The organism is Bradyrhizobium sp. 956_D2_N1_4, from assembly GCF_052076025.1.
In the GTDB taxonomy this organism is placed as follows: Bacteria; Pseudomonadota; Alphaproteobacteria; order Rhizobiales; family Xanthobacteraceae; genus Bradyrhizobium; species Bradyrhizobium barranii.
In genome coordinates this window covers 6291669-6309627 of record NZ_CP197237.1, presented here as the reverse complement: position 1 = coordinate 6309627, position 17959 = coordinate 6291669, and the positions used below count along the sequence as shown (strand labels likewise).

The window sequence follows — 17959 nt, the reverse complement described above, 5'->3', positions numbered from 1 at the left end:
TCTCTAGTCGGGCACCGTCAGACCCAGTGCGGAACTATATCACCAGCCCGTTGAACGATAGTATCTCTTCGTGCGGTGCATTCACTGCTCGCCGACGCAGGCGCAACAATCTCGGTATGTGGAGCGTTCGGGGCTTGGCCATGCTCTGGCTGTGTCCCTCAGGATGATTCCGCCACCGCGTGTCCAAGTCGAAGCTCGGTATCGGATCGAGTTTGAAGTCCGCGCTTGATCAGCGATGCCCCGCGTACCCGTGTACTCGGGTGGGCCGCAGATTCGAAGAAGGCCGCCAGCGCATGCTGAAACACGGCGTCGGGCGGGAGCGTGACTTCGTTCATGAGAGCCTTGGCACCAGCGAGAGCGTGCTTTTCGAATGAGGCCAGCCGACGCGCAAAACCATCGACGAACGCCTCAATCTCCTCGTCGGGTAAAGCGCGGTTGACGTAGCCGTATTGCTCGGCGCGGTCCGCAGAAAAATCGTCCGCCCCGAGAATGACTTCCAGGCCGCGGCCTCGCCCCATTAGCCCGGCGAGCCGGGCCATCGGATTGCCGCCGGGTACAGCGCCCATGCCGACTTCAAATTGCCCGAGAATCGCGCGCTCCCGACTGGCGAAGCGCATGTCACACGCGAGCACGAACTCACTTCCGGCTCCGCGTGCGCGTCCGCGGATTTCAGCGATGGAGGCGACTGGTGCCCGCGACAATCGCACGAGCACGTCGATCCACGGATGCATCCCCGTCGGTCCCGGCGGCATCGCGGCAACCTTCGCCTTGTCCGCAAGCACATCCCAATGGGCCAGGAAGAAATCCGGGTCGGCGCTTCGGAACACGACGACCTTGACGTCGGCGTCGATTTCCAGTGCGGACAGGAGATCCTGAAGCTCGCCGATCGTGTCCGGATCGATCAGGTTTATGGGCGGATTGGCGAACGTTGCGGTCCACAGGCCTGAGGACGGCTTTTCGATCATGATCTGGGCCATTGAAAACTCCATCTGGTTCGAGGAAAAATTACGAGATTGCCTCGTCTGCGCAGGCGAGCAGGCTTGGCGGAACGTCGATCCCCGCTGCCGCGGCGGTTCTGAGATTGATGACCAATTCGAACGTTGCAGGTCGGACGACGGGAAGCTCGGACGGGGATATTCCGTTGAGAATGAAACCCGCGTAGAGGCCGATTTGCCGGTATCCCTCGGGTGGACAGATCCCGTAACTCATCAAGCCGCCCTCGGCGGCGTAGTCCCGAAATTGACAAATCGCCGGGATATTCTGTTGCGCTTCGTGTGCAACAATGGACCGCCGACGCGTATCAAAGAAGGGGGCCGCGCAAACCAGCAGTGCGTCCACGCCGGCAATCCTCAGCCGCTCGAATGCTTCTGTCAGCTCGAGGTCGCTGCTGGCACAGGCAATCACGACGGAACAGCCGAGCCCCCGTGCCGCCAGCTCGATCTCGCGCGTCTGCGTTTGCGATTCTTGGAAATCGTCATCCACGAGAACGCCGATAACTTTCGCGCGGGGCGCCATCTCGTGCAGCAGCCCGAGGCGCTTTGCCTCCAGTTCCGTGGCGAGAAGGCTGATCCCGGTCATATTTCCGCCCGGCCGGTTCAGGCTGTTGACGAGGCCAGTCCTCACCGGATCGCCGCCCACAGAAAAAACAATCGGGATGCTGTCAGATGCAGCCTTCGCCGCTAGCGCGGATGGCTCGCCTCCGGCTGCAATCAGTACCGACGGACTCCTGTCGACGATGTCAGCGGCAAGCGCTGGAAGCCTTTCATAGTCGCCACCAGCCCAGCGATATTCGATGCTGACGTCATGACCAGCAATATAGCCAGCCTCCGCCAGCCCTTGGCGAAACGCGGTCAAGATGCGCGTCGAATCGCCGCGCGATCGACTGCTCAGGAAGCCGATGAGAGGCCTGCTCCGCTTTTCTCTCCGAAACGACGGCCACACCGCTGCCCCGACGAAGCCCTTCATAAAATCGCGGCGCTTCATGATCGAACCTCTCTGTTTAGTTTAGCTGCGAAATGGCGGTAAATCTTCAGGGGCGCTGATGATGAGAGACCAGCGCCCGACGGGCGCCGGTCGGGTCCGTCAATCGGCCAGTTCGGCGGCCGATGCTACAAAGGTGCTGGCTGAGATGCTCGCCACGACCTCCGTGGTCGTCACGATCGCGCTGGCATAGTTCGGCATATTGATCGTAAGCGCGGCATGCATCATCTCGTCTGAGTAGTCGGCGATGGCGTCCTTGACGACCGTGACGTCATATCCAAGCTCAGCAGCAAAGCGGACGGTCGCCTCGATGCAGGTGTGGGCGATGAGTCCGATGACGATGAGCCGCTGGATGCCGTGGCGCTTCAGCTGGAGATCGAGATCGGTGTTGGCGAAGCCGCTCGAGCACCAATGTTCGCTGGCGACAATCTCGCCCGGCTCCGGGACGAATTCGGCACGGAATTCGCCGCGCCAGGTGCCGAACTCGAAGCTCTTGGCCTGCCACGCCCTCCGCTGCACGGGCGCGACATACTTCCAGGATTCATAGTCGCCGGCGCGGTAACGGTGATGCATCGCGTAGAACACCCGGAGCTCTGCGGCACGCGCGGCATGCAGCACCTGCTGCATGTGTGGAACGCAATTGTTCGCCTCGGCCACGGCCTTGATCCGTGGCCAGATCTTGCCGCCCTCCGAGATGAAGTCGTTGTAGGGATCGACAACCAGGAGGGCGGTGTCGTTCTTGTCGTATGAAAGCTGCGTCATGTGACTCTCCCTTGCGACGGTGCCGCTGTGTCAGTTGTTCCGAAGCGCGGCGCGCTCGATGCTGGCCGCGAACTCCGGCGTTTCGCTCTGATTGTGCGCGATCGAGGCGGGCTGGCGTTGGGCGCGGAACAGGTCAAACGGGATGCCCTGCTTGCCGATGAACGCCATGAATTCGTCGGTGGCGTACGAGCGGACGCGGTTGGTGAATTCGCACTTGCCGGGCTCGATCTCCTTGACGCTCAGCTCCCAGGTCACGTGAATGGTCGTTCGCCCGGTCGGCGTGAACACGTCGGAGGTGGAATCGAGGACCAGATGGTCCTTTTCGCCGAGGGTCTCGACGTAATGCTGCACCATCAGGCTGCCGCCGATGGTCTCGACGTTGATCGACATCCGCTTGCCGTCCGGAGCCGTCGTGAAGCCCGCGGCGATGTGCGCCGGCGAGCAGCCCTGGTAGTCGCGCTCGGACAGATTGAAGCACCATGTTGGAATGTCGATCTGGTCGATCGGTGCGTTGATGATGGCGGTGAAGCTCGAATCGACGATCTGGTTGCTGGTCATGTCTCAGTCTCCTCGTTGCGTTGTGCGCAGTTGACGTGTGCCAGACTTCACGGCCCTGTATATTTGCGTGACGCTGTCACAGATCGATCGGCCGCTCGTCCTGCACATACTTTGGTGCGGTCGATCGAGATTTGCTCGTTATCGATTGTTATGGATCGTTAGCCCTCGCGGAGCCGCGGGAGACCGCCGAAAAGTGAGCCGGTCACGGCTTCACCCGCGGCCGGAGGGCCACGTGTTAGGGCGCTGCGAGATTTTGTTATGAGGGAAGGTCTTGATCGAATGTGCAGCCGGGCTTTACCACCCTAACGGCGCTGATCCGGTTGTTGGTCAATTCACAAGTCGTTGGCTTTCAAGACAAAAGTGACGCGAGTTGGTCGACACGGGAGCGGACCGTCGTGCCGGTTATGGCGCCGCAGCACTACTTTTTATCCCCGGGATCGGATATCACGATCCAAAAGACGTCGGTCGTCGTCGCATTTTCGTAATCGCACGATCGCCGCCCACAACAAGAGCAGCATCCATCAATGCCGACAGCGCAGACCACGGAGATCATTTCGTTCGGTCCTTTCCGCCTCAATCTGACCGAGCGCGTGTTGACCAGAAACAGTGAGCAAGTCGAACTCGGGGGACGGGCCTACGATCTCCTGGTGGCGCTGCTCTCGCGCCCCAACGAGCTGATCAGCAAAGCCGAGCTGCTGCGCCAGGTATGGCCGGGTCTGGTGGTCGAAGAGGGCGCTTTGCGCTTTCACATCACCAACCTGCGCAAGGCGCTCGGCGAAGGCAGCGAAGGCAACCGCTACATCGTGACATCGTCCGGGCGCGGCTATACTTTTGTCGCGCAGGTAGCCCGCTTATCCGATCAAGCGCCGCGCGCGAGCGATATGTCTTCCTTTCAGCAGGCCAATCTGCCGGTACGTCTACCGATGATCGATCGGGAGGTCGAGATCGAGGAGCTGCCGGCGCGGCTGATGGCGACGCGCTTCGTGACCATCGTCGGTGCTGGCGGCGTCGGCAAGACGACGCTTGCGATCGCGGCTGGGCACCGTCTGATGAAGAGTTTTGATGGTGCGCTGCTCTTTGTCGATCTCAGCATGGTCAGCGATCCAACTTTGGTGGGGACGGTCGTGGCATCGCTGCTCGGCCTGTCGGTGCAATCCAGCGACGCGACGCCCAGCATCGTCGCTTACCTGCGAGACAAGCGGATCTTGCTGATCCTCGACACTTGCGAACACCTGGTCGATCCTGTCGCCGCGTTCGCATCGTCTGTGTTTTTGTCCGCACCCAACGTCCACATTCTGGCGACGAGCCGCGAAGCGTTGCAGACGGACGGAGAGAACGTCTTCCGGTTGGACACGCTGGCCTGTCCGCCCGACGGCACGGAACTGACGGCCGAAATCGTCCGGACATTTCCGGCGATCCAGCTCTTCGTCGAGCGAGCCCGTGCGAGCGGCGCGCAGCTGGATTTCGGTGACGATGAGGCGCCGGTTGTCGCCAGCATGTGCCGCAGGCTGGACGGTGTGGCGCTGGCCATCGAGCTCGCGGCCCGCCGCGTCGAAAGTTACGGGGTGCATGGAACTGCCGAGTTGCTCGACCAGCGGCTGGCGCTGTCCTGGCTTGGGCCGCGGAGCGCTCCGCCCCGGCAAAGAACGCTGCATGCAACGCTGGACTGGAGCTTCGGCCTTCTCTCCGATCTGGAGCGGATCGTTCTCCGCCGGCTGGCCGTCTTCGTCGGACACTTCACGCTCGACGCGGTCACCGCGGTGTGCGGGCGCGACGTCAACCAGAGGGATATCCTCGGCGCGATCGACAGCCTCATCGCAAAGTCGATGATCGCGACCCGGCCGGTCGGAACCGTGATGAGCTATCGGCTGCTCGATACCACGCGCGCTTATGCCCGTGACATTCAGATCGCCGACGATGAAGGCCGCGACCTTGCTGTCCGGCATGCAACCTATTCCCGGAATTGGCTGGAGCAGCGTGGCCGCGACTGGGCCTCCTTATCCACTGGAGTGGAACGGACCTCGCATTTTGGCAACATGAACAACGTACGCGCCGCGCTCGACTGGTGTTTCGGCGAGGACGGAGATGCCAAGCTCGGCATTCAGCTCGCCGCGGCAGCCGTCGATGTCTTCCTGGCAATGTCGTTGCTGGCGGAGTGTCACCGTTGGTCCCAGCGCGCCTTGATCGCGCTCGACGCTGGTGCTGTCGGAAGCTCTGATGAGATGCGTCTCCAGGCGGGCCTGGGTGTCTCTTCGTCGCAGATGTACGGCGAAAGCGACGCCGTCAATGACGCACTGAACAGGAGCCTCGCCATTGCGGAGGCCAGGGGCGATACGGCCTACGAGGCTGGATTGCTCAACATGCAATACATCTTCCACGGTCGCAGCGCGCATTTCAGGATATTGCTCGATTACGCCCGGCGTTGCCACGCCCTTGCCGAAAGATCCGGAGACCTCGCCATCAGAGCACTCGCTCACTCCGAACTCGGCATGGCGCTGCAATTTTCGGGCGATCTCGCCGGCTCGCGCCGCGAGCTCGAATCTCTGATAGGAATCCTGTCGCACGCCCAACAAGGCTCGGTTCTGTTGGGCTACGATCCTCATTATCGGTCGATAATGGCGCTGGCCCGGACACTCTGGCTGCACGGTTATCCGGATCAGGCAGCGGACCGCGCAAGGGAGGCTGTCAAGGCCTCGGAAGCCACGGGACATTCCGCAGCGCTGGCTCTGGTGCTTGCCGGTGCTGGCACGGTTTTTCTCTGGCGCGGCGACCTCGATGCCGCCCAGCACTACGTGGATCGCTCCTATTCGCTTGCCGAAGCAAATGCTATGGGCCCCCTGATGGCGATCGGACGATGCCGCAAGGCCGAGTTGACGATCCGCCGAGGGGATTTGCAACGAGGCGTCGATGATCTGCGGACGTGTCTGAAGCCCATCCACGCCGCGCGTCATGAGCTGCTCACGACCGAATTCAATATGGAGCTCGCGCTTGGCCTGCTTTCACTTGGGCGGGCTGGTGAGGGCATCACGCTCGTCAACGCGACAATCGAGCGGGTCAATGCGAGTGGTGAGTTCTTTCAAATGCCGGAGCTAATGCGCTTGAAAGGCAGACTGCTTGGCGCCATTCCGACATCGCGCCACGAAGACGTCCAAGCCTGCCTTCAGCAATCGCTCGATCTGGCCCGTGAACAGCACGCCGGTTCCTGGGAATTGAGGACTGCCACCGATCTGGCTGCGCTGATGGCTAGTACGGGAGATCGGATAGGGGCGAGAGCGTTACTCCAGCGATCATACGGCCGCTTCACGGAAGGCTTTGAAACGGCCGACCTGAAAGTCGCGGCAGATTTACTCAGCACCTGGGTCTGATGTCTGAAGTTGGCCCTTAGCGGACTTGATTGACGCTGTGGCTGACTTCCGCTTTACCGGAGATGGCCGACATTGTCGCCAATAGCAGAGACTGCTTCCGTCAGTCCCTCTCCGTCGGCCGGGGAGGCGAGGATCGTGGATGCACTGTCGCATCCAACTGTTCGGCAGGCGAGCTTGCCGGACACCCTCACGACTGTGCACGAACGAAAAGTGGACGTATCTGGTGCGGTTTCTGGTGCGGTCGTCGCGGCGCGGGAAACGAAGACCAAGCAAGGCACTGATATTCTTGGTGGGCCCGGCAGGACTCGAACCTGCAACCAGACCGTTATGAGCGGCAGGTCAGCTTCGTGATTCTCCCGCGTTTTGTTAGAGTCCAATTGCTTTCGATACGTTTGGTTGACGTCGTTTCCGGTGCGAAACTGGTGCGGTGCCTCTGGACGTCGATTGCTAGACGTCTCTGTGTATTGAGACCTCGCTCACCGATCGACGCGCGGATCCCTGCTTCGTCGTGATCGACCCGGACTCGCAAACCCGATGACCGGCAACTATTAGCGCAGATCCGTCGAAGAGTTCCTGGCCATCACTTTGCGTGACCGACCACGCTCCTATCTCGCTCGGGTGTGGACCGGGTGGGCACGGTGGAGTCTTCCAACGTGTTCAAGCCACCCTCGCGAGCGTACTCGCCAGCCCCGGAATAAGGGAAGGATCGTCGGTCAAAAGCGACCTTGAAGCCGAAAGAGGTCTAGACGATCCCTGTCGGGTTTCAAAGGAGTGACGGGTCGCAAGAAAACGGCAGGAGATGGTATCGTAACCATGGGGCAGTGCAAATTCGAGCTTTCATCCAGACTAGCTCAGCGAAGCTGGGCCGGAGAACAAAGCGATGTTTCGAAGGCGAAAGGGCAGATCGCACGCGCATGTTGGCGTAGATTGCGACGGGCTGTCGAATGCGCATTTGCAACGCGAGAAGCCCTCAAGCCAACCTAGCTCCAAGCCACTGACCGCCAGTCACCAATTCCCGGGCAGCCTCTTCCACTACTGCCACCACGGTGGCCGCTGCTGGAGATAAGGCTGCTCCCACCGCCTGGCACAACACAATGGTACGATGGCAGCCCCCCTCCGCGAAGGGCATCGCCCGAATACGGCCCTGGTCGGCATCCATGCGAATGCAGCCGCCTGGCAGCAGCGAGACGCCAAGCCCGGCTTGTACGCATTGCGTGATCAGGGCGATGGCGTCGACTTCGTGTTTGACGTTGAGCGGCAGGGAGCGGGCGCGAAAATGTCCTTCTGCCGTATGGCGAAGGCCATTGCCGACCGACGGAAGGATAAACTCGTGCACCGAAGCATCCAGGAAGGAGATATGGGTCTGACGGGCACTCAGGTCGGCTGAGGTCGGTCCGACAAAAAGAAGCTCCTCTTTCAGAAGTTGCTGGCAGTGCAGGCCCGATGCTGAGCGCGGTTCTGCCATTACGGCGAAATCCAACTTTCCCGCTCGGATATCGTTAACCAGCAAATGGGTGTGCTCTTGCTTCAGCTCCAGGCGAACATCGGGATAACGCGCCGTAGTGAGCTGCAACAGTGGCAACGCGAGCACCGTCATCAAGCTGTGCGGTAGTCCGACGGTCACTACACCCGACGGTCGTTCGATCGATTTGCGTACATCGTGCCGAGCCCGGTCGAGTTGTTTAAAGACAATCTGACAGTGCTCGTAGAGCCTGGCCCCTGCTTCCGTCATAGCAACACCCTTGGCCGAGCGTTGCAAAAGCACTGCATCTAGTTCTTGTTCGAGCGACTGGATGCTCTTGGTCAAGGCAGGCTGGGCTACGTGAAGACTCGCAGCCGCTTTGCTGATGCTTTTGGCCTCGACGACGTCGACAAAATATCGAAGCTTGCGAAGATCCATGGCTGCACGTTTTAGTTGTTTATGGCCATTCCTTGCAGGAATGCCCCTCCAACAACATTATATTTGCCGAACAAGCAATCTAAGGATGGAATGAAGCGGCTTTCCGGAAAAGCCAACGCGAAAACGGGGGCTCGCTGGACGGCGAGGTATAACCCGCTCTCATAGGTAGGTCGTGGCGATGTCTGCTACCCGTTCCCCGTCGATGCGAAGCAAACTCTTCGTACCGGGTTCCCGTCCCGAGTTGTTCGACAAAGCGTGGCAATCGGCCGCCGATGCAATCTCGTTTGATCTCGAAGATGCCGTGGCGGAAGACCGCAAGATCGAAGCGCGCGACTACGTCGCGAGGGCGCTTGAACGTCGCACAACGTCGGGAAAGGTTGTGATTGTCCGCATCAATCCCTGGGGCGAGCCTTTCTTTGCCGACGATCTTGAGGCGGTCGTGCGACCCGGCCTCGACATCGTCAATCTTCCGAAGGTCGAAAGTGCCGAAACGATCCTGGAGACGGCGCGCCTCCTCGATCGGCTCGAGCGCGAAAACGGTATCGGCCGCCGCGTTGGCATTCTCGCCAATATCGAAACCGCCCGAGGCCTTCGTGTGGCGGCCGAGATCTCGTTGTCCCATGAGCGGGTCATCGGCTTGCAGCTCGGCTTCGGCGATCTGTTCGAACCACTTGGAGTCGAGCGTAGTCCGCTTGCGCTGGCACCGGTGCGGCTGGCTGTCCGGCTTGCCGCTGCCGAAGCCGGTATCGACGCCTTTGACGGAGCATTCGTCGGCGTGGCGGATGGCGAAGCGTTCCGGATGGATGCTGAAGCTGGCCGCGCGTTAGGTCTTGCGGGAAAGAGCTGCATCCATCCTAGTCAGATCGACATCGTCAACGCGGTATTCTTTCCACGCGCTGCGGAAATCGAAAATGCGCGGCGCATCGTCGCCAAAGCCGAAGAGATGCTCGCGCGCGGGGTCGGGGCGTTCATGGTCGATGGCGTCATGGCCGATGGACCATTTATCGACCGGGCCCACGCAGTGCTGAGAATCGTCGAAGGGGCGGCCCACCATGCCTGAAACGATGAAAACCGAACGCGCCATGCCTGCAGCCGCAGGCCCTCTGAAGGGTTTGCGCGTCATTGATTGCGCGACGCTGTTCGCGGGGCCGATCATCTCGACGCTCATGGGCGATTTCGGGGCCGACGTCATCAAGATCGAGCACCCGAGCGGCGATCCGTTACGGAACATGGGCGCCAAAAAAGAAGGGCACGGCCTCTGGTGGAAGACCACTGGGCGCAACAAGCGTTGCATCGCGCTCGATTTGAAGACCGCCGCGGACGCCGAGATCTTCAAGGCGATGATCGTCGACGCGGATATTCTCGTGGAGAATTTCCGAACCGGAACGCTGGAAGGTTGGGGGCTTGGCTGGGACGTGCTCTCAAAGATCAATCCCCGGCTTGTGATGGTGCGGGTGACCGGCTTCGGCCAGACCGGGCCGTATAGCCGACGCGCTGGCTTTGGCACGCTGGCGGAGGCGATGTCCGGCTTCGCCCATATAACCGGCCAGCCCGATGGGCCGCCGACGTTACCGCCATTTGGGCTCGCCGACGGCATTGCGGCCTATTACGGCTGCTTTGCGGCGATGTTCGCGATTTACGAACGTGACATCGGCGGCAGCGGCAAGGGCCAGTACATCGATCTTGCGATTTACGAACCGATCTTCGCCTTGCTGGGACCGCAGCCGATTATCTTCGACCAGCTCGGTGTGATCCAGAACCGCACTGGAAATCGTTCGGTCAACAATGCGCCGCGCAATGCCTATCGTACGCGTGAGGGGCGCTGGGTGGCGCTTTCGGCGGCGACACCCAGTATCGTCAAGCGTGTGCTCGACCTGACGGGGGGCCCGGGTACGGCGGATGATCCGCGCTTCCAGACCAACCTCGACCGCATCAAGCATGTCGAGGAGATAGATCGGATCGTCGGTGGCTGGATCGCCAAACATGATCTGCCCCAAGTCCTCGAGACCTTTGAGCGTGTCGAGGCCGCGATTGCGCCAATCTATGATGTTGAGCAAATCTTCGGCGATCAGCAATATATTGCGCGAAACTCGGTGGTCTCGGTACCGGACGAGGATCTCGGCCCGGTGCGGATGCAGAACGTCTTCCCGGTGATGTCGCGCACGCCCGGCGCTATCCGTCGCACCGGCGCACGGATCGACCAGGATCGCGACGAGATCATTGATGAGTTGCGGGCCGCAGGCCGGCTCCCTGCACAGGGAGGGGACAGAGCATGACAGGCGTCTGGCGGCCAAGTTCCGAACATCCGCGTGATTTCGTAGGTTACGGCCGAAAACGCCCCGATCCGCGCTGGCCTGGCAACGCCCGGATCGCCGTGAATTTTGCGATCAACTATGAAGAAGGGTCGGAATACAGCGTTCCCGACGGCAGCGGTCGTACCGAGCTTGGCCTTGCCGAGGCCCCGGGCGGGCGGGTGCCGGCCGGACAGCGCGACCTCGCATTCGAGACCATGTACGAATATGGCAGCCGGGTCGGAATCTGGCGGCTGTTCGATCTATTCCAGGAACGGCAGTTGCCCGCAACGGTGTTTGGCTGTGCTGTCGCGCTGGAACGCAATCCGCAGGTAGCGGAGGCCATCGCTGCTTCGAATTTCGATGTCTGTTGTCATGGCTGGCGCTGGGAAGAGCATTTCCGCCTGAGCGAAGAGGAAGAGCGAGAGCGCATCGCGCGCGCGGTTGCTTCTATCGAGCGCACGACCGGCAAGCGGCCGCTCGGCTGGTATTGCCGTTTCGGGCCGAGCGAGAATACGCGCCGCCTTATCGTCGAGGAGGGCGGCTTCCGCTACGATTCGGACGCCTACAATGACGAGCTGCCTTATTGGGTCGAGGTCGAGCGCAAGAACCATCTTGTCGTGCCCTACACGATGGATGCCAATGACGGAAAGTTCGCGGCTCCCTCCGGCTTTTCGGCGCCCGACGATTTTGAGGGCTATCTGAAGTCGACTTTCGACCAGCTTTACAGGGAAGGCGCCGAGAAGCCCGGGCTGATGTCAATCGGCCTTCATCCGCGCATCACGGGACGGCCGGCAAGGGCGCGGGCTCTGGCGAACGTCCTCGACCACATCCTCAAGCATGACCGCGTTTGGGTCTGCAGGCGCCTTGATGTCGCCGAGCATTGGCACGCCCACCACGCACCCTCCGAGGATGACCGATGAACAACACAACCGGCACGCAGATCTGGGATAGCTATTTGGGTGAGGCCGACCGCGCCGTATTGGCGAGAGGGCGGTTTGCACAGCGGATGGGTTTCGGCGTGAGGCCCGCAATCGTAGTCATCGATGCGCAACGCTACATGGTCGGCGAGCGCGGCATTCGCGACGAGCGCTATCCCTCGTCCTGCGGTGAAATAGGATGGGCGGCGGTCGATCGGATCGCGACCATCCTGGATGCCGGACGAGCGGCGGGCGTTCCGGTGTTCCTGACCCGCTTTGCCCTCGACGCCAGCGGCAATGATATTGGTGTCTATGGTCGCAAGCGCGCCTTCATGAAGGAGCGCGATGACTGGTGCATCGACGGAACGATGGGCGCTGAATTGCTACCCGAGGTCGGACCCAAGCCAGGAGATATCGTCTTCGTGAAGAAGAAGCCGAGTGGTTTCCACGGGACGCCACTGCTCGGTTATCTGGTCGAACGCAATATCGACACCGTGATCGTGCTCGGCGGTGCAACCAGCAATTGCGTGCGCGCTACCGTCTTCGACGCCGCTTCCTACAATTACCGCGCGATCGTTCCGGCCGACGCGGTGTTCGACCGGTTGCCGATCTCGCACGCGATTAGCCTCTTCGACATGGATCGGCAATTCGCCGACGTGACGGATGCGGCCACCGTCATCGCCAGACTGCAGAAATACAGCAAGGGGGATAGACAATGAAACGTCTCGTATTGGCGGCTCTCGTGTTCGCCGCATCGACCTTCTCCGCGGACGCGCAAGAAACATGGCGCATCGGGGCACTCTACCCGCTGACAGGCGGCCTGGCGCTGCTCGGTAATGAGAACCTTAATGGCGCGCGTATTGCCGTTGACATGATCAACGAGAAAGGCGGCATCGCCGGCAAGAAAGTAGAACTCGTCCAGGGCGACGCCTCGACCCCGGACAAGGCTCAGTCGGAGGCCGAGCGCCTGTCCTCACTTGAGAATTTGCAGATCATCACCGGTACGTATTCGAGCGGGCTGTCTTACGCAGCAAGCCAGGTGGTGGAGCGCCGCGGCGGGATATATTGGGAGACCGGCGGCATCGCCGACGGTTTGACCAAGCGCGGTTTCAGCGGCTATTTCCGCCTCGTGTTCACGGCGAGCTCGAACGGTCAGCTTGCCGCCAGTCTCGCCGCGAGCGCCATTGCACCACGCCTTGGCAAGAAGCCTGCCGATCTCAACATGCTCATCGTTCACGAGGATTCGGATTACGGTACCTCAGTCGCGACCGCGGCCGAGACCAAGGCCAAGGAACTCGGCTTCAAGGTCGCGGGGCGTCTGCCGTACAAGGCCGCGACCACCGATCTCGCCCCGCTCGTGCTGCGCATGAAGGCGAGCAACGCTGACATCGTCATCGCCTCGTCCTATGCCAATGACGCGCTGCTAATCCAACGCCAGATGAAGCAACTCGGCATCAATGTCGGGGCTTTCATCGGTACCGGTGGCATTTACGGTCTGGCGAGCTTCGGTGAAGGATTGGGGAGCGCCGTCAATGGAATCTTCGACACTGAGGGGTCGGCGGGGATCAATCCGGCGTCGCTCTCAGATGAGGCGCGAACGCTGCTCGCCGAGTTTCAGAAACGCTTCCAGGCCAGTCAGGGCAAGGCGCCATCCTATGTCGGCACCCAGGGCTTTGTCGGTACCTACATTTTGCTCGACAAGGTGCTGCGTACGGCGGGCGTGACGGATCCCGCCAAGCTGAAGGAGGCCGCGTTGGCGCTCGACATTCCCGCCGGCGGCACCTCGCTCGGCTGGGGCGTCAAGTTCGTCCGGCCGGGTAGCGAGATGCAGGGGCAGAACGAGCGTTCCTTCCCGGTCGCGCAGCAATGGCAGGATGGAAAGCTCGTCGTGGTGGCGCCGGATAACCTCAAGACCGGCGATCCGGTGCTGGTGCCGCTCCGGACCTGGGACAAGCGCTGATCTGGCCGCGGTGGCTGGCAATGCCAGTCATCGTCCATAGCCTGGATACGAGATGCTGGACATCCTTCCTCAATTGCTTGTCTCGGGCCTGCTCATCGGCGGTGTCTACGGATTGCTATCGATCGGCCTGACATTGATCTTTGGTGTCCTGCGAATCGTCAATTTCGCGCAAGGCGAGTTCATCATGCTCGCCATGTTCGGCGCCTTCTGGCTTAACACGCTTTGGGGGATCGACCCCTATGCATCTATCCTTATCGTCACACCGGTTCTGTTCGGGTTTGGCTTGCTCGCCGAACGCGCGGTGATCAAGCCGATCCTGCACGCGCCACATGCGATGCAGATATTCGCGACCTTTGGCCTATCGGTAGTGCTTCAGAACGTTGCCCTTACCTTCTGGGGCCCTGACTACCGTTCGGTTCAGACGACCTATTCGTCGCAATCCCTAATCGTCGGGAATGTTGCCATCTCCGTGAGCTCACTTTACGCCTTCATCGTCGCCTTTCTGATGGCGGGAGCGTTGATCGCGTTTTTGCAATTCTCGCGCGACGGCAAGGCACTGCGCGCCATGGTGCAAAACCGGTATGCTGCTTCGCTGATGGGGGTGAACACGGACCGGCTGAACCGGCTGGCGTTCGGCGCCGGCGTTGCCTGTGCGGCGGTGGCAGGCTGCATCCTGACGCCGATGTTCTATACGTTTCCGACCGCAGGGGTCGACCTGATCATCACTGCCTTTGTCGTTGTCGTTCTCGGCGGGCTCGGCAGCGTCGCCGGCGCTATGGTTGGAGGGCTGATCATTGGCGTCACCCAGACGCTGACAGGCTTCTACGTCTCGGTCGAACTCAAGGATGTCATCGCGCTTGTGCTGTTCATTCTGATTCTGTTGATCCGTCCTCAGGGACTATTCGGCCGCGCTGGCATGGAAGAGGTCGGCACCAAATGAGCGCGTTCTTCAATGACTACTACCTCAACATCGCCGTGATGACCTGTCTCTGGGCGGCCCTGTCCGGCGCCTGGAATTTGATGGCGGGTTATGGCGGACTGGTTTCGCTCGGACAGTCGGCGTTTTTCGGTATCGGCGCCTACATCACTGCGATTGCCTTCACCAGATACGGTGTTTCGCCCTGGCTGGGCCTGATCGCTGGTATCTTTATTACGACCGGGCTTGCCGTCGCGATCAGCTGGCCTTGCTTTCGGCTGCGGGGAGCATTCTTCTCGCTCGCAACGCTGGTCTTCCCGATCGCGATGGAAATCGTCGCCAATAACTGGAGCGATCTCACGCGCGGTCCAAGCGGCATCGCGATCCCGTTCCAACCGGGTATCTCTACATTCATCTTCAGCTCGCGGTGGGCTTATCTCGTCGCGGCCTTCGCGCTGATGATGACAGTCTACGCGATCACCCGCTGGATGCATCGCGGCAGGCTCGGCCTCTATCTGATCGCTGTTCGTGACGACGAGGCAACGGCGGCCAGCATGGGTATCGAGACGGTCAAGGTAAAGTTAATCGTCACCATGATCAGTGCTGCACTCACAGCCGTTGGCGGCTTCTTCTATGCCCAGTACATCCTGTTCCTCGATCCGCCGAGCGTGTTCTCGATCAACATTTCAGTGCAGATCGCGCTTTTGAGCATCATTGGTGGGCTTGGCACACCGCTTGGCCCGATCGTGGGTTCGCTGGTGATGACTCCGCTCGATGGGGTGTTGAGCCAGTTCTTTGGCGGCGGGCCCCGGCTATTGATCTATGGCGCCGTGCTTCTCGGGACTGTTCTGTTGGCGCCCAGGGGTATCGTCGGCACACTCAAGGCATGGTGCCCCACATGATGGACACGGCCAGCCGATCTATTGGTAAGGAACTGTTGCGCGCGAGCGGGCTTGTACGCCGCTTTGGCGGACTCGTCGCCGTGAACGAGGTGTCGCTGAATGTGACCGACCGCGAGATCGTTGGGCTCATCGGTCCAAATGGCGCTGGCAAGACATCGCTGTTCAATATCCTGAGCGGTCAACTTGGGCCCGATTCCGGCAACGTCAGTTTCGCCGGCCAGGACATTACCGGTGCTTCTGCAAGTGTCTGCGCTCGCGCGGGCATTGGCCGTACGTTCCAGATCGTCAAGCCCCTCGTCAGCCTGACGGTGCATGAGAATGTCACCGTCGGCGCGCTGCTGAACTATCCGCTGGCGACGGCACGCGAAAAGGCCGCGGAGATCATCGGCCGCGTCGGCATGCGTTCGTTGCTCGACCGGCAGGCGGACAGTCTGACCTTGGAGTCCCGCAAGCGGCTAGAACTCGCGCGCGCTCTCTCGATCGAACCAAGGATGTTACTGCTTGATGAGATACTCGCCGGGCTCAATGCTTCGGAAATCAACGAGAGCATTCATTTGATCCGCAGCTTTGCGCATCAGGACGGCCTCGCCGTCATCATGATCGAGCACAATCTGCATGCCGTAATGTCGCTTGCCGACAAGGTCGTAGTGCTCGACTACGGACGCAAAATCGCCGAGGGCAAGCCGGAGGTAGTGGTGCGAGACCCCGCTGTAGTGGCGGCTTATCTCGGAAGCGACGACTGATGGCGCTCGATGTAACCGATCTCAGTGCCGGCTATGGCGACGTTACCGTATTACGCGGCGTCACATGTTCGGTATCAACCAACAGCGTTGCTGCATTGCTCGGCGCCAATGGTGCGGGGAAGACCACCACGCTGAACGCGATCTCCGGCCTGCAAGCGAATGTCTCCAGCGGTACGGTCCGGCTCGAAGGCATCGATATTACGCGTATGCCGGCCCATGAGCGCGTCGAGGCGGGCATCGCGCATGTTCCGCAGGGTCGCCAACTCTTCGCCTTCATGAGCGTGCGCGAGAATCTTGAACTCGGAAGCTACGCACCGCGGGCGAGGGGACACGAGAAGGACGCGCTTGACCGGGTCCTTTCCATTTTTCCCCGGTTAAAGGAGCGGCTTGGCCAGCAGGCTGGGTCGCTGTCTGGCGGTGAGCAGCAGATGTGCGCAATCGCGCGCGGCCTGATGTCGAGGCCTCGCTACCTGCTGCTCGACGAGCCCTCGCTCGGCCTGGCTCCCATTGTGGTCAAGCAGGTTATGGCCGTCATCGGCCAGATTGTGGCACAAGGCATCGGCATTCTACTCGTCGAGCAGAATGTCGCCCTGGCCCTCAAGCAGGCGCAGTACGCTTACGTGCTGGAGCACGCCAGGATCGCGATCGAGGGCCCTGCCGCCGCTCTCCAAAACGATGATCGGGTCAGAAAGGCCTATCTCGGACTTTGAGCTCGCTGGCGAGTATCAAGTCACGGCAAAAAAGGGAAAACCATGGATCTTAAGCTCGCCGGCAAGGTCGCGCTCGTCACCGGTGCCAGCGTCGGCCTCGGCCGCGCGATCGCGCAGATGCTTGCTGAAGAGGGATGTCGTCTCGCAATCGTGGCCCGGCGAGAAGACCGCCTAAGAAATGTGGCGGACGAGATTGCGGCTTCTGGACGCGAGCGGCCGTTGATGATCGTCGCAGATGTCACACAGCACGACGCAGCCGCGCGTATCAGAGATGAGGTGCTTGCCGCTTTCGGCCGCCTCGACATCCTCGTCAACAATGCTGGCGGTTCGCGGCCATTCGACGGCCTAGGCACGCGTCAGCAATGGGATGAGGCTATGGCGCTTAATTTTCATGCCGGTCGGGAACTCGCCCATGCCTTCGTGCCCATGATGCAGGCTCAGAAATTCGGTCGGATCATTAATCTGACCGGAGGCGATGAGCCGTTGGCGTTGAATGGTGGCATTCCGCCCAATGGAGCCACCCATATCTGGGCAAAGTCGCTTTCCCGTGTTGTCGGCAAGGATGGGATCACGGTCAATTCGATCCCGCCCGGCCGGCTACACTCCGAGCAGATCGATCAGAAATTATTGCCGACCGAGGAATCTCAGCGCAAATGGGTCGCGGAGAATTGTCCTGCTGGCTATATCGGCGAGCCGGAAGATCTCGCAGTGCTTGTCGCCTTTCTTGCTTCGCCACTTGCCCGTTACATCACGGGCCAGGTAATCCACGTTGACGGAGGCGCGCGACGCTTCTCGCACTAGGTCAGGTTCGTGAATATTTGTCAGATCGAAGGCATGAACTCATTGCCACCGCCGTGACCGGCGTCGTCAAGAATATGTAGCCTAGTGGTCGTCCATCGCTTGTGCAGTTGCCAGGCCGTGGACAATGGTCCGCTGATGTCGAAACGACCGT

The 17959-nt window shown here is 60.8% G+C and carries 16 protein-coding genes; 11 read left to right on the top strand and 5 right to left on the bottom strand.

The window, feature by feature from the left end:
• Window positions 1-158: 158 nt before the first annotated feature.
• From AB7535_RS29870 to AB7535_RS29855, 4 genes are all read right to left on the bottom strand, one after another.
• Window positions 159-977 carry an enoyl-CoA hydratase/isomerase family protein gene (locus AB7535_RS29870; protein ID WP_094184011.1) on the bottom strand — a complete coding sequence of 273 codons (819 nt, stop codon included), beginning with the start codon at window positions 975-977 and terminating at the stop codon, window positions 159-161.
• A 28-nt stretch (window positions 978-1005) separates the two neighbouring features.
• Window positions 1006-1983 (bottom strand): ABC transporter substrate-binding protein, encoded by a 978-nt coding sequence (locus tag AB7535_RS29865; protein ID WP_439037435.1) that lies wholly within the window; start codon window positions 1981-1983, stop codon window positions 1006-1008.
• Between the two features lie 99 nt (window positions 1984-2082).
• A complete protein-coding gene (locus AB7535_RS29860) occupies window positions 2083-2742 on the bottom strand; it encodes an isochorismatase family cysteine hydrolase (RefSeq protein ID WP_085400520.1) in 660 nt (219 codons plus the stop codon).
• 30 nt (window positions 2743-2772) lie between these two features.
• Window positions 2773-3300, bottom strand: coding sequence for a hypothetical protein (locus AB7535_RS29855; protein WP_085400522.1), 528 nt, complete (start codon window positions 3298-3300; stop codon window positions 2773-2775).
• Between the two features lie 524 nt (window positions 3301-3824).
• Here AB7535_RS29855 and AB7535_RS29850 point away from each other — a divergent pair.
• Window positions 3825-6665, top strand: a complete 2841-nt coding sequence (locus AB7535_RS29850) for an ATP-binding protein (RefSeq protein WP_231143416.1) — start codon at window positions 3825-3827, stop codon at window positions 6663-6665.
• 970 nt (window positions 6666-7635) lie between these two features.
• Here AB7535_RS29850 and AB7535_RS29845 read toward each other — a convergent pair.
• Window positions 7636-8565 carry a LysR family transcriptional regulator gene (locus AB7535_RS29845; protein WP_439037434.1) on the bottom strand — a complete coding sequence of 310 codons (930 nt, stop codon included), beginning with the start codon at window positions 8563-8565 and terminating at the stop codon, window positions 7636-7638.
• Between the two features lie 178 nt (window positions 8566-8743).
• Between AB7535_RS29845 and AB7535_RS29840 the strand changes: the two genes are divergently transcribed.
• From AB7535_RS29840 to AB7535_RS29795, 10 genes are read left to right on the top strand one after another with little or no spacing between them, the layout of a single operon-like run.
• Entirely contained in the window at window positions 8744-9625 is an 882-nt protein-coding gene (locus AB7535_RS29840; RefSeq protein WP_231143414.1) for an HpcH/HpaI aldolase/citrate lyase family protein, read from the top strand.
• Complete coding sequence (locus tag AB7535_RS29835) at window positions 9618-10841, top strand: CaiB/BaiF CoA transferase family protein (protein ID WP_354113109.1); 1224 nt, start codon at window positions 9618-9620, stop codon at window positions 10839-10841. Before AB7535_RS29840 ends, AB7535_RS29835 begins: the two co-directional genes overlap by 8 nt.
• The gene (locus tag AB7535_RS29830) at window positions 10838-11779 is read left to right on the top strand and encodes an allantoinase PuuE (RefSeq protein WP_231143412.1); all 942 of its coding nucleotides are present in this window, start codon (window positions 10838-10840) and stop codon (window positions 11777-11779) included. Before AB7535_RS29835 ends, AB7535_RS29830 begins: the two co-directional genes overlap by 4 nt.
• Window positions 11776-12495 carry a cysteine hydrolase family protein gene (locus AB7535_RS29825; protein WP_231143411.1) on the top strand — a complete coding sequence of 240 codons (720 nt, stop codon included), beginning with the start codon at window positions 11776-11778 and terminating at the stop codon, window positions 12493-12495. The genes AB7535_RS29830 and AB7535_RS29825 overlap by 4 nt, the downstream gene beginning before the upstream one ends.
• Complete coding sequence (locus AB7535_RS29820; RefSeq protein WP_231143410.1) at window positions 12492-13736, top strand: ABC transporter substrate-binding protein; 1245 nt, start codon at window positions 12492-12494, stop codon at window positions 13734-13736. Before AB7535_RS29825 ends, AB7535_RS29820 begins: the two co-directional genes overlap by 4 nt.
• A 52-nt stretch (window positions 13737-13788) precedes the next feature.
• Complete coding sequence (locus tag AB7535_RS29815) at window positions 13789-14676, top strand: branched-chain amino acid ABC transporter permease (RefSeq protein WP_231143409.1); 888 nt, start codon at window positions 13789-13791, stop codon at window positions 14674-14676.
• The gene (locus AB7535_RS29810) at window positions 14673-15554 is read left to right on the top strand and encodes a branched-chain amino acid ABC transporter permease (RefSeq protein WP_231143408.1); all 882 of its coding nucleotides are present in this window, start codon (window positions 14673-14675) and stop codon (window positions 15552-15554) included. Before AB7535_RS29815 ends, AB7535_RS29810 begins: the two co-directional genes overlap by 4 nt.
• The gene (locus AB7535_RS29805) at window positions 15551-16297 is read left to right on the top strand and encodes an ABC transporter ATP-binding protein (RefSeq protein WP_439037433.1); all 747 of its coding nucleotides are present in this window, start codon (window positions 15551-15553) and stop codon (window positions 16295-16297) included. Before AB7535_RS29810 ends, AB7535_RS29805 begins: the two co-directional genes overlap by 4 nt.
• Window positions 16297-17007: an ABC transporter ATP-binding protein gene (locus tag AB7535_RS29800; RefSeq protein ID WP_085400557.1), complete on the top strand. Its 711-nt coding sequence runs from the start codon at window positions 16297-16299 to the stop codon at window positions 17005-17007. The genes AB7535_RS29805 and AB7535_RS29800 overlap by 1 nt, the downstream gene beginning before the upstream one ends.
• 42 nt (window positions 17008-17049) lie before the next feature.
• Window positions 17050-17808, top strand: a complete 759-nt coding sequence (locus AB7535_RS29795; protein ID WP_071909857.1) for an SDR family NAD(P)-dependent oxidoreductase — start codon at window positions 17050-17052, stop codon at window positions 17806-17808.
• Window positions 17809-17959: the final 151 nt, after the last annotated feature.

Excerpts from the sequence above, each read along its gene's own strand:
- AB7535_RS29870 (WP_094184011.1), bottom strand. The coding sequence starts at position 977 with ATGGCCCAGATCATGATCGAAAAGCCGTCCTCAGGCCTGTGGACCGCA.
- AB7535_RS29840 (WP_231143414.1), top strand. The coding sequence starts at position 8,744 with ATGTCTGCTACCCGTTCCCCGTCGATGCGAAGCAAACTCTTCGTACCG.
- AB7535_RS29810 (WP_231143408.1), top strand. The coding sequence starts at position 14,673 with ATGAGCGCGTTCTTCAATGACTACTACCTCAACATCGCCGTGATGACC.
- AB7535_RS29835 (WP_354113109.1), top strand. The coding sequence starts at position 9,618 with ATGCCTGAAACGATGAAAACCGAACGCGCCATGCCTGCAGCCGCAGGC.
- AB7535_RS29865 (WP_439037435.1), bottom strand. The coding sequence starts at position 1,983 with ATGAAGCGCCGCGATTTTATGAAGGGCTTCGTCGGGGCAGCGGTGTGG.
- AB7535_RS29805 (WP_439037433.1), top strand. The coding sequence starts at position 15,551 with ATGATGGACACGGCCAGCCGATCTATTGGTAAGGAACTGTTGCGCGCG.
- AB7535_RS29855 (WP_085400522.1), bottom strand. The coding sequence starts at position 3,300 with ATGACCAGCAACCAGATCGTCGATTCGAGCTTCACCGCCATCATCAAC.
- AB7535_RS29850 (WP_231143416.1), top strand. The coding sequence starts at position 3,825 with ATGCCGACAGCGCAGACCACGGAGATCATTTCGTTCGGTCCTTTCCGC.
- AB7535_RS29815 (WP_231143409.1), top strand. The coding sequence starts at position 13,789 with ATGCTGGACATCCTTCCTCAATTGCTTGTCTCGGGCCTGCTCATCGGC.
- AB7535_RS29820 (WP_231143410.1), top strand. The coding sequence starts at position 12,492 with ATGAAACGTCTCGTATTGGCGGCTCTCGTGTTCGCCGCATCGACCTTC.
- AB7535_RS29795 (WP_071909857.1), top strand. The coding sequence starts at position 17,050 with ATGGATCTTAAGCTCGCCGGCAAGGTCGCGCTCGTCACCGGTGCCAGC.
- AB7535_RS29860 (WP_085400520.1), bottom strand. The coding sequence starts at position 2,742 with ATGACGCAGCTTTCATACGACAAGAACGACACCGCCCTCCTGGTTGTC.
- AB7535_RS29825 (WP_231143411.1), top strand. The coding sequence starts at position 11,776 with ATGAACAACACAACCGGCACGCAGATCTGGGATAGCTATTTGGGTGAG.
- AB7535_RS29800 (WP_085400557.1), top strand. The coding sequence starts at position 16,297 with ATGGCGCTCGATGTAACCGATCTCAGTGCCGGCTATGGCGACGTTACC.
- AB7535_RS29830 (WP_231143412.1), top strand. The coding sequence starts at position 10,838 with ATGACAGGCGTCTGGCGGCCAAGTTCCGAACATCCGCGTGATTTCGTA.
- AB7535_RS29845 (WP_439037434.1), bottom strand. The coding sequence starts at position 8,565 with ATGGATCTTCGCAAGCTTCGATATTTTGTCGACGTCGTCGAGGCCAAA.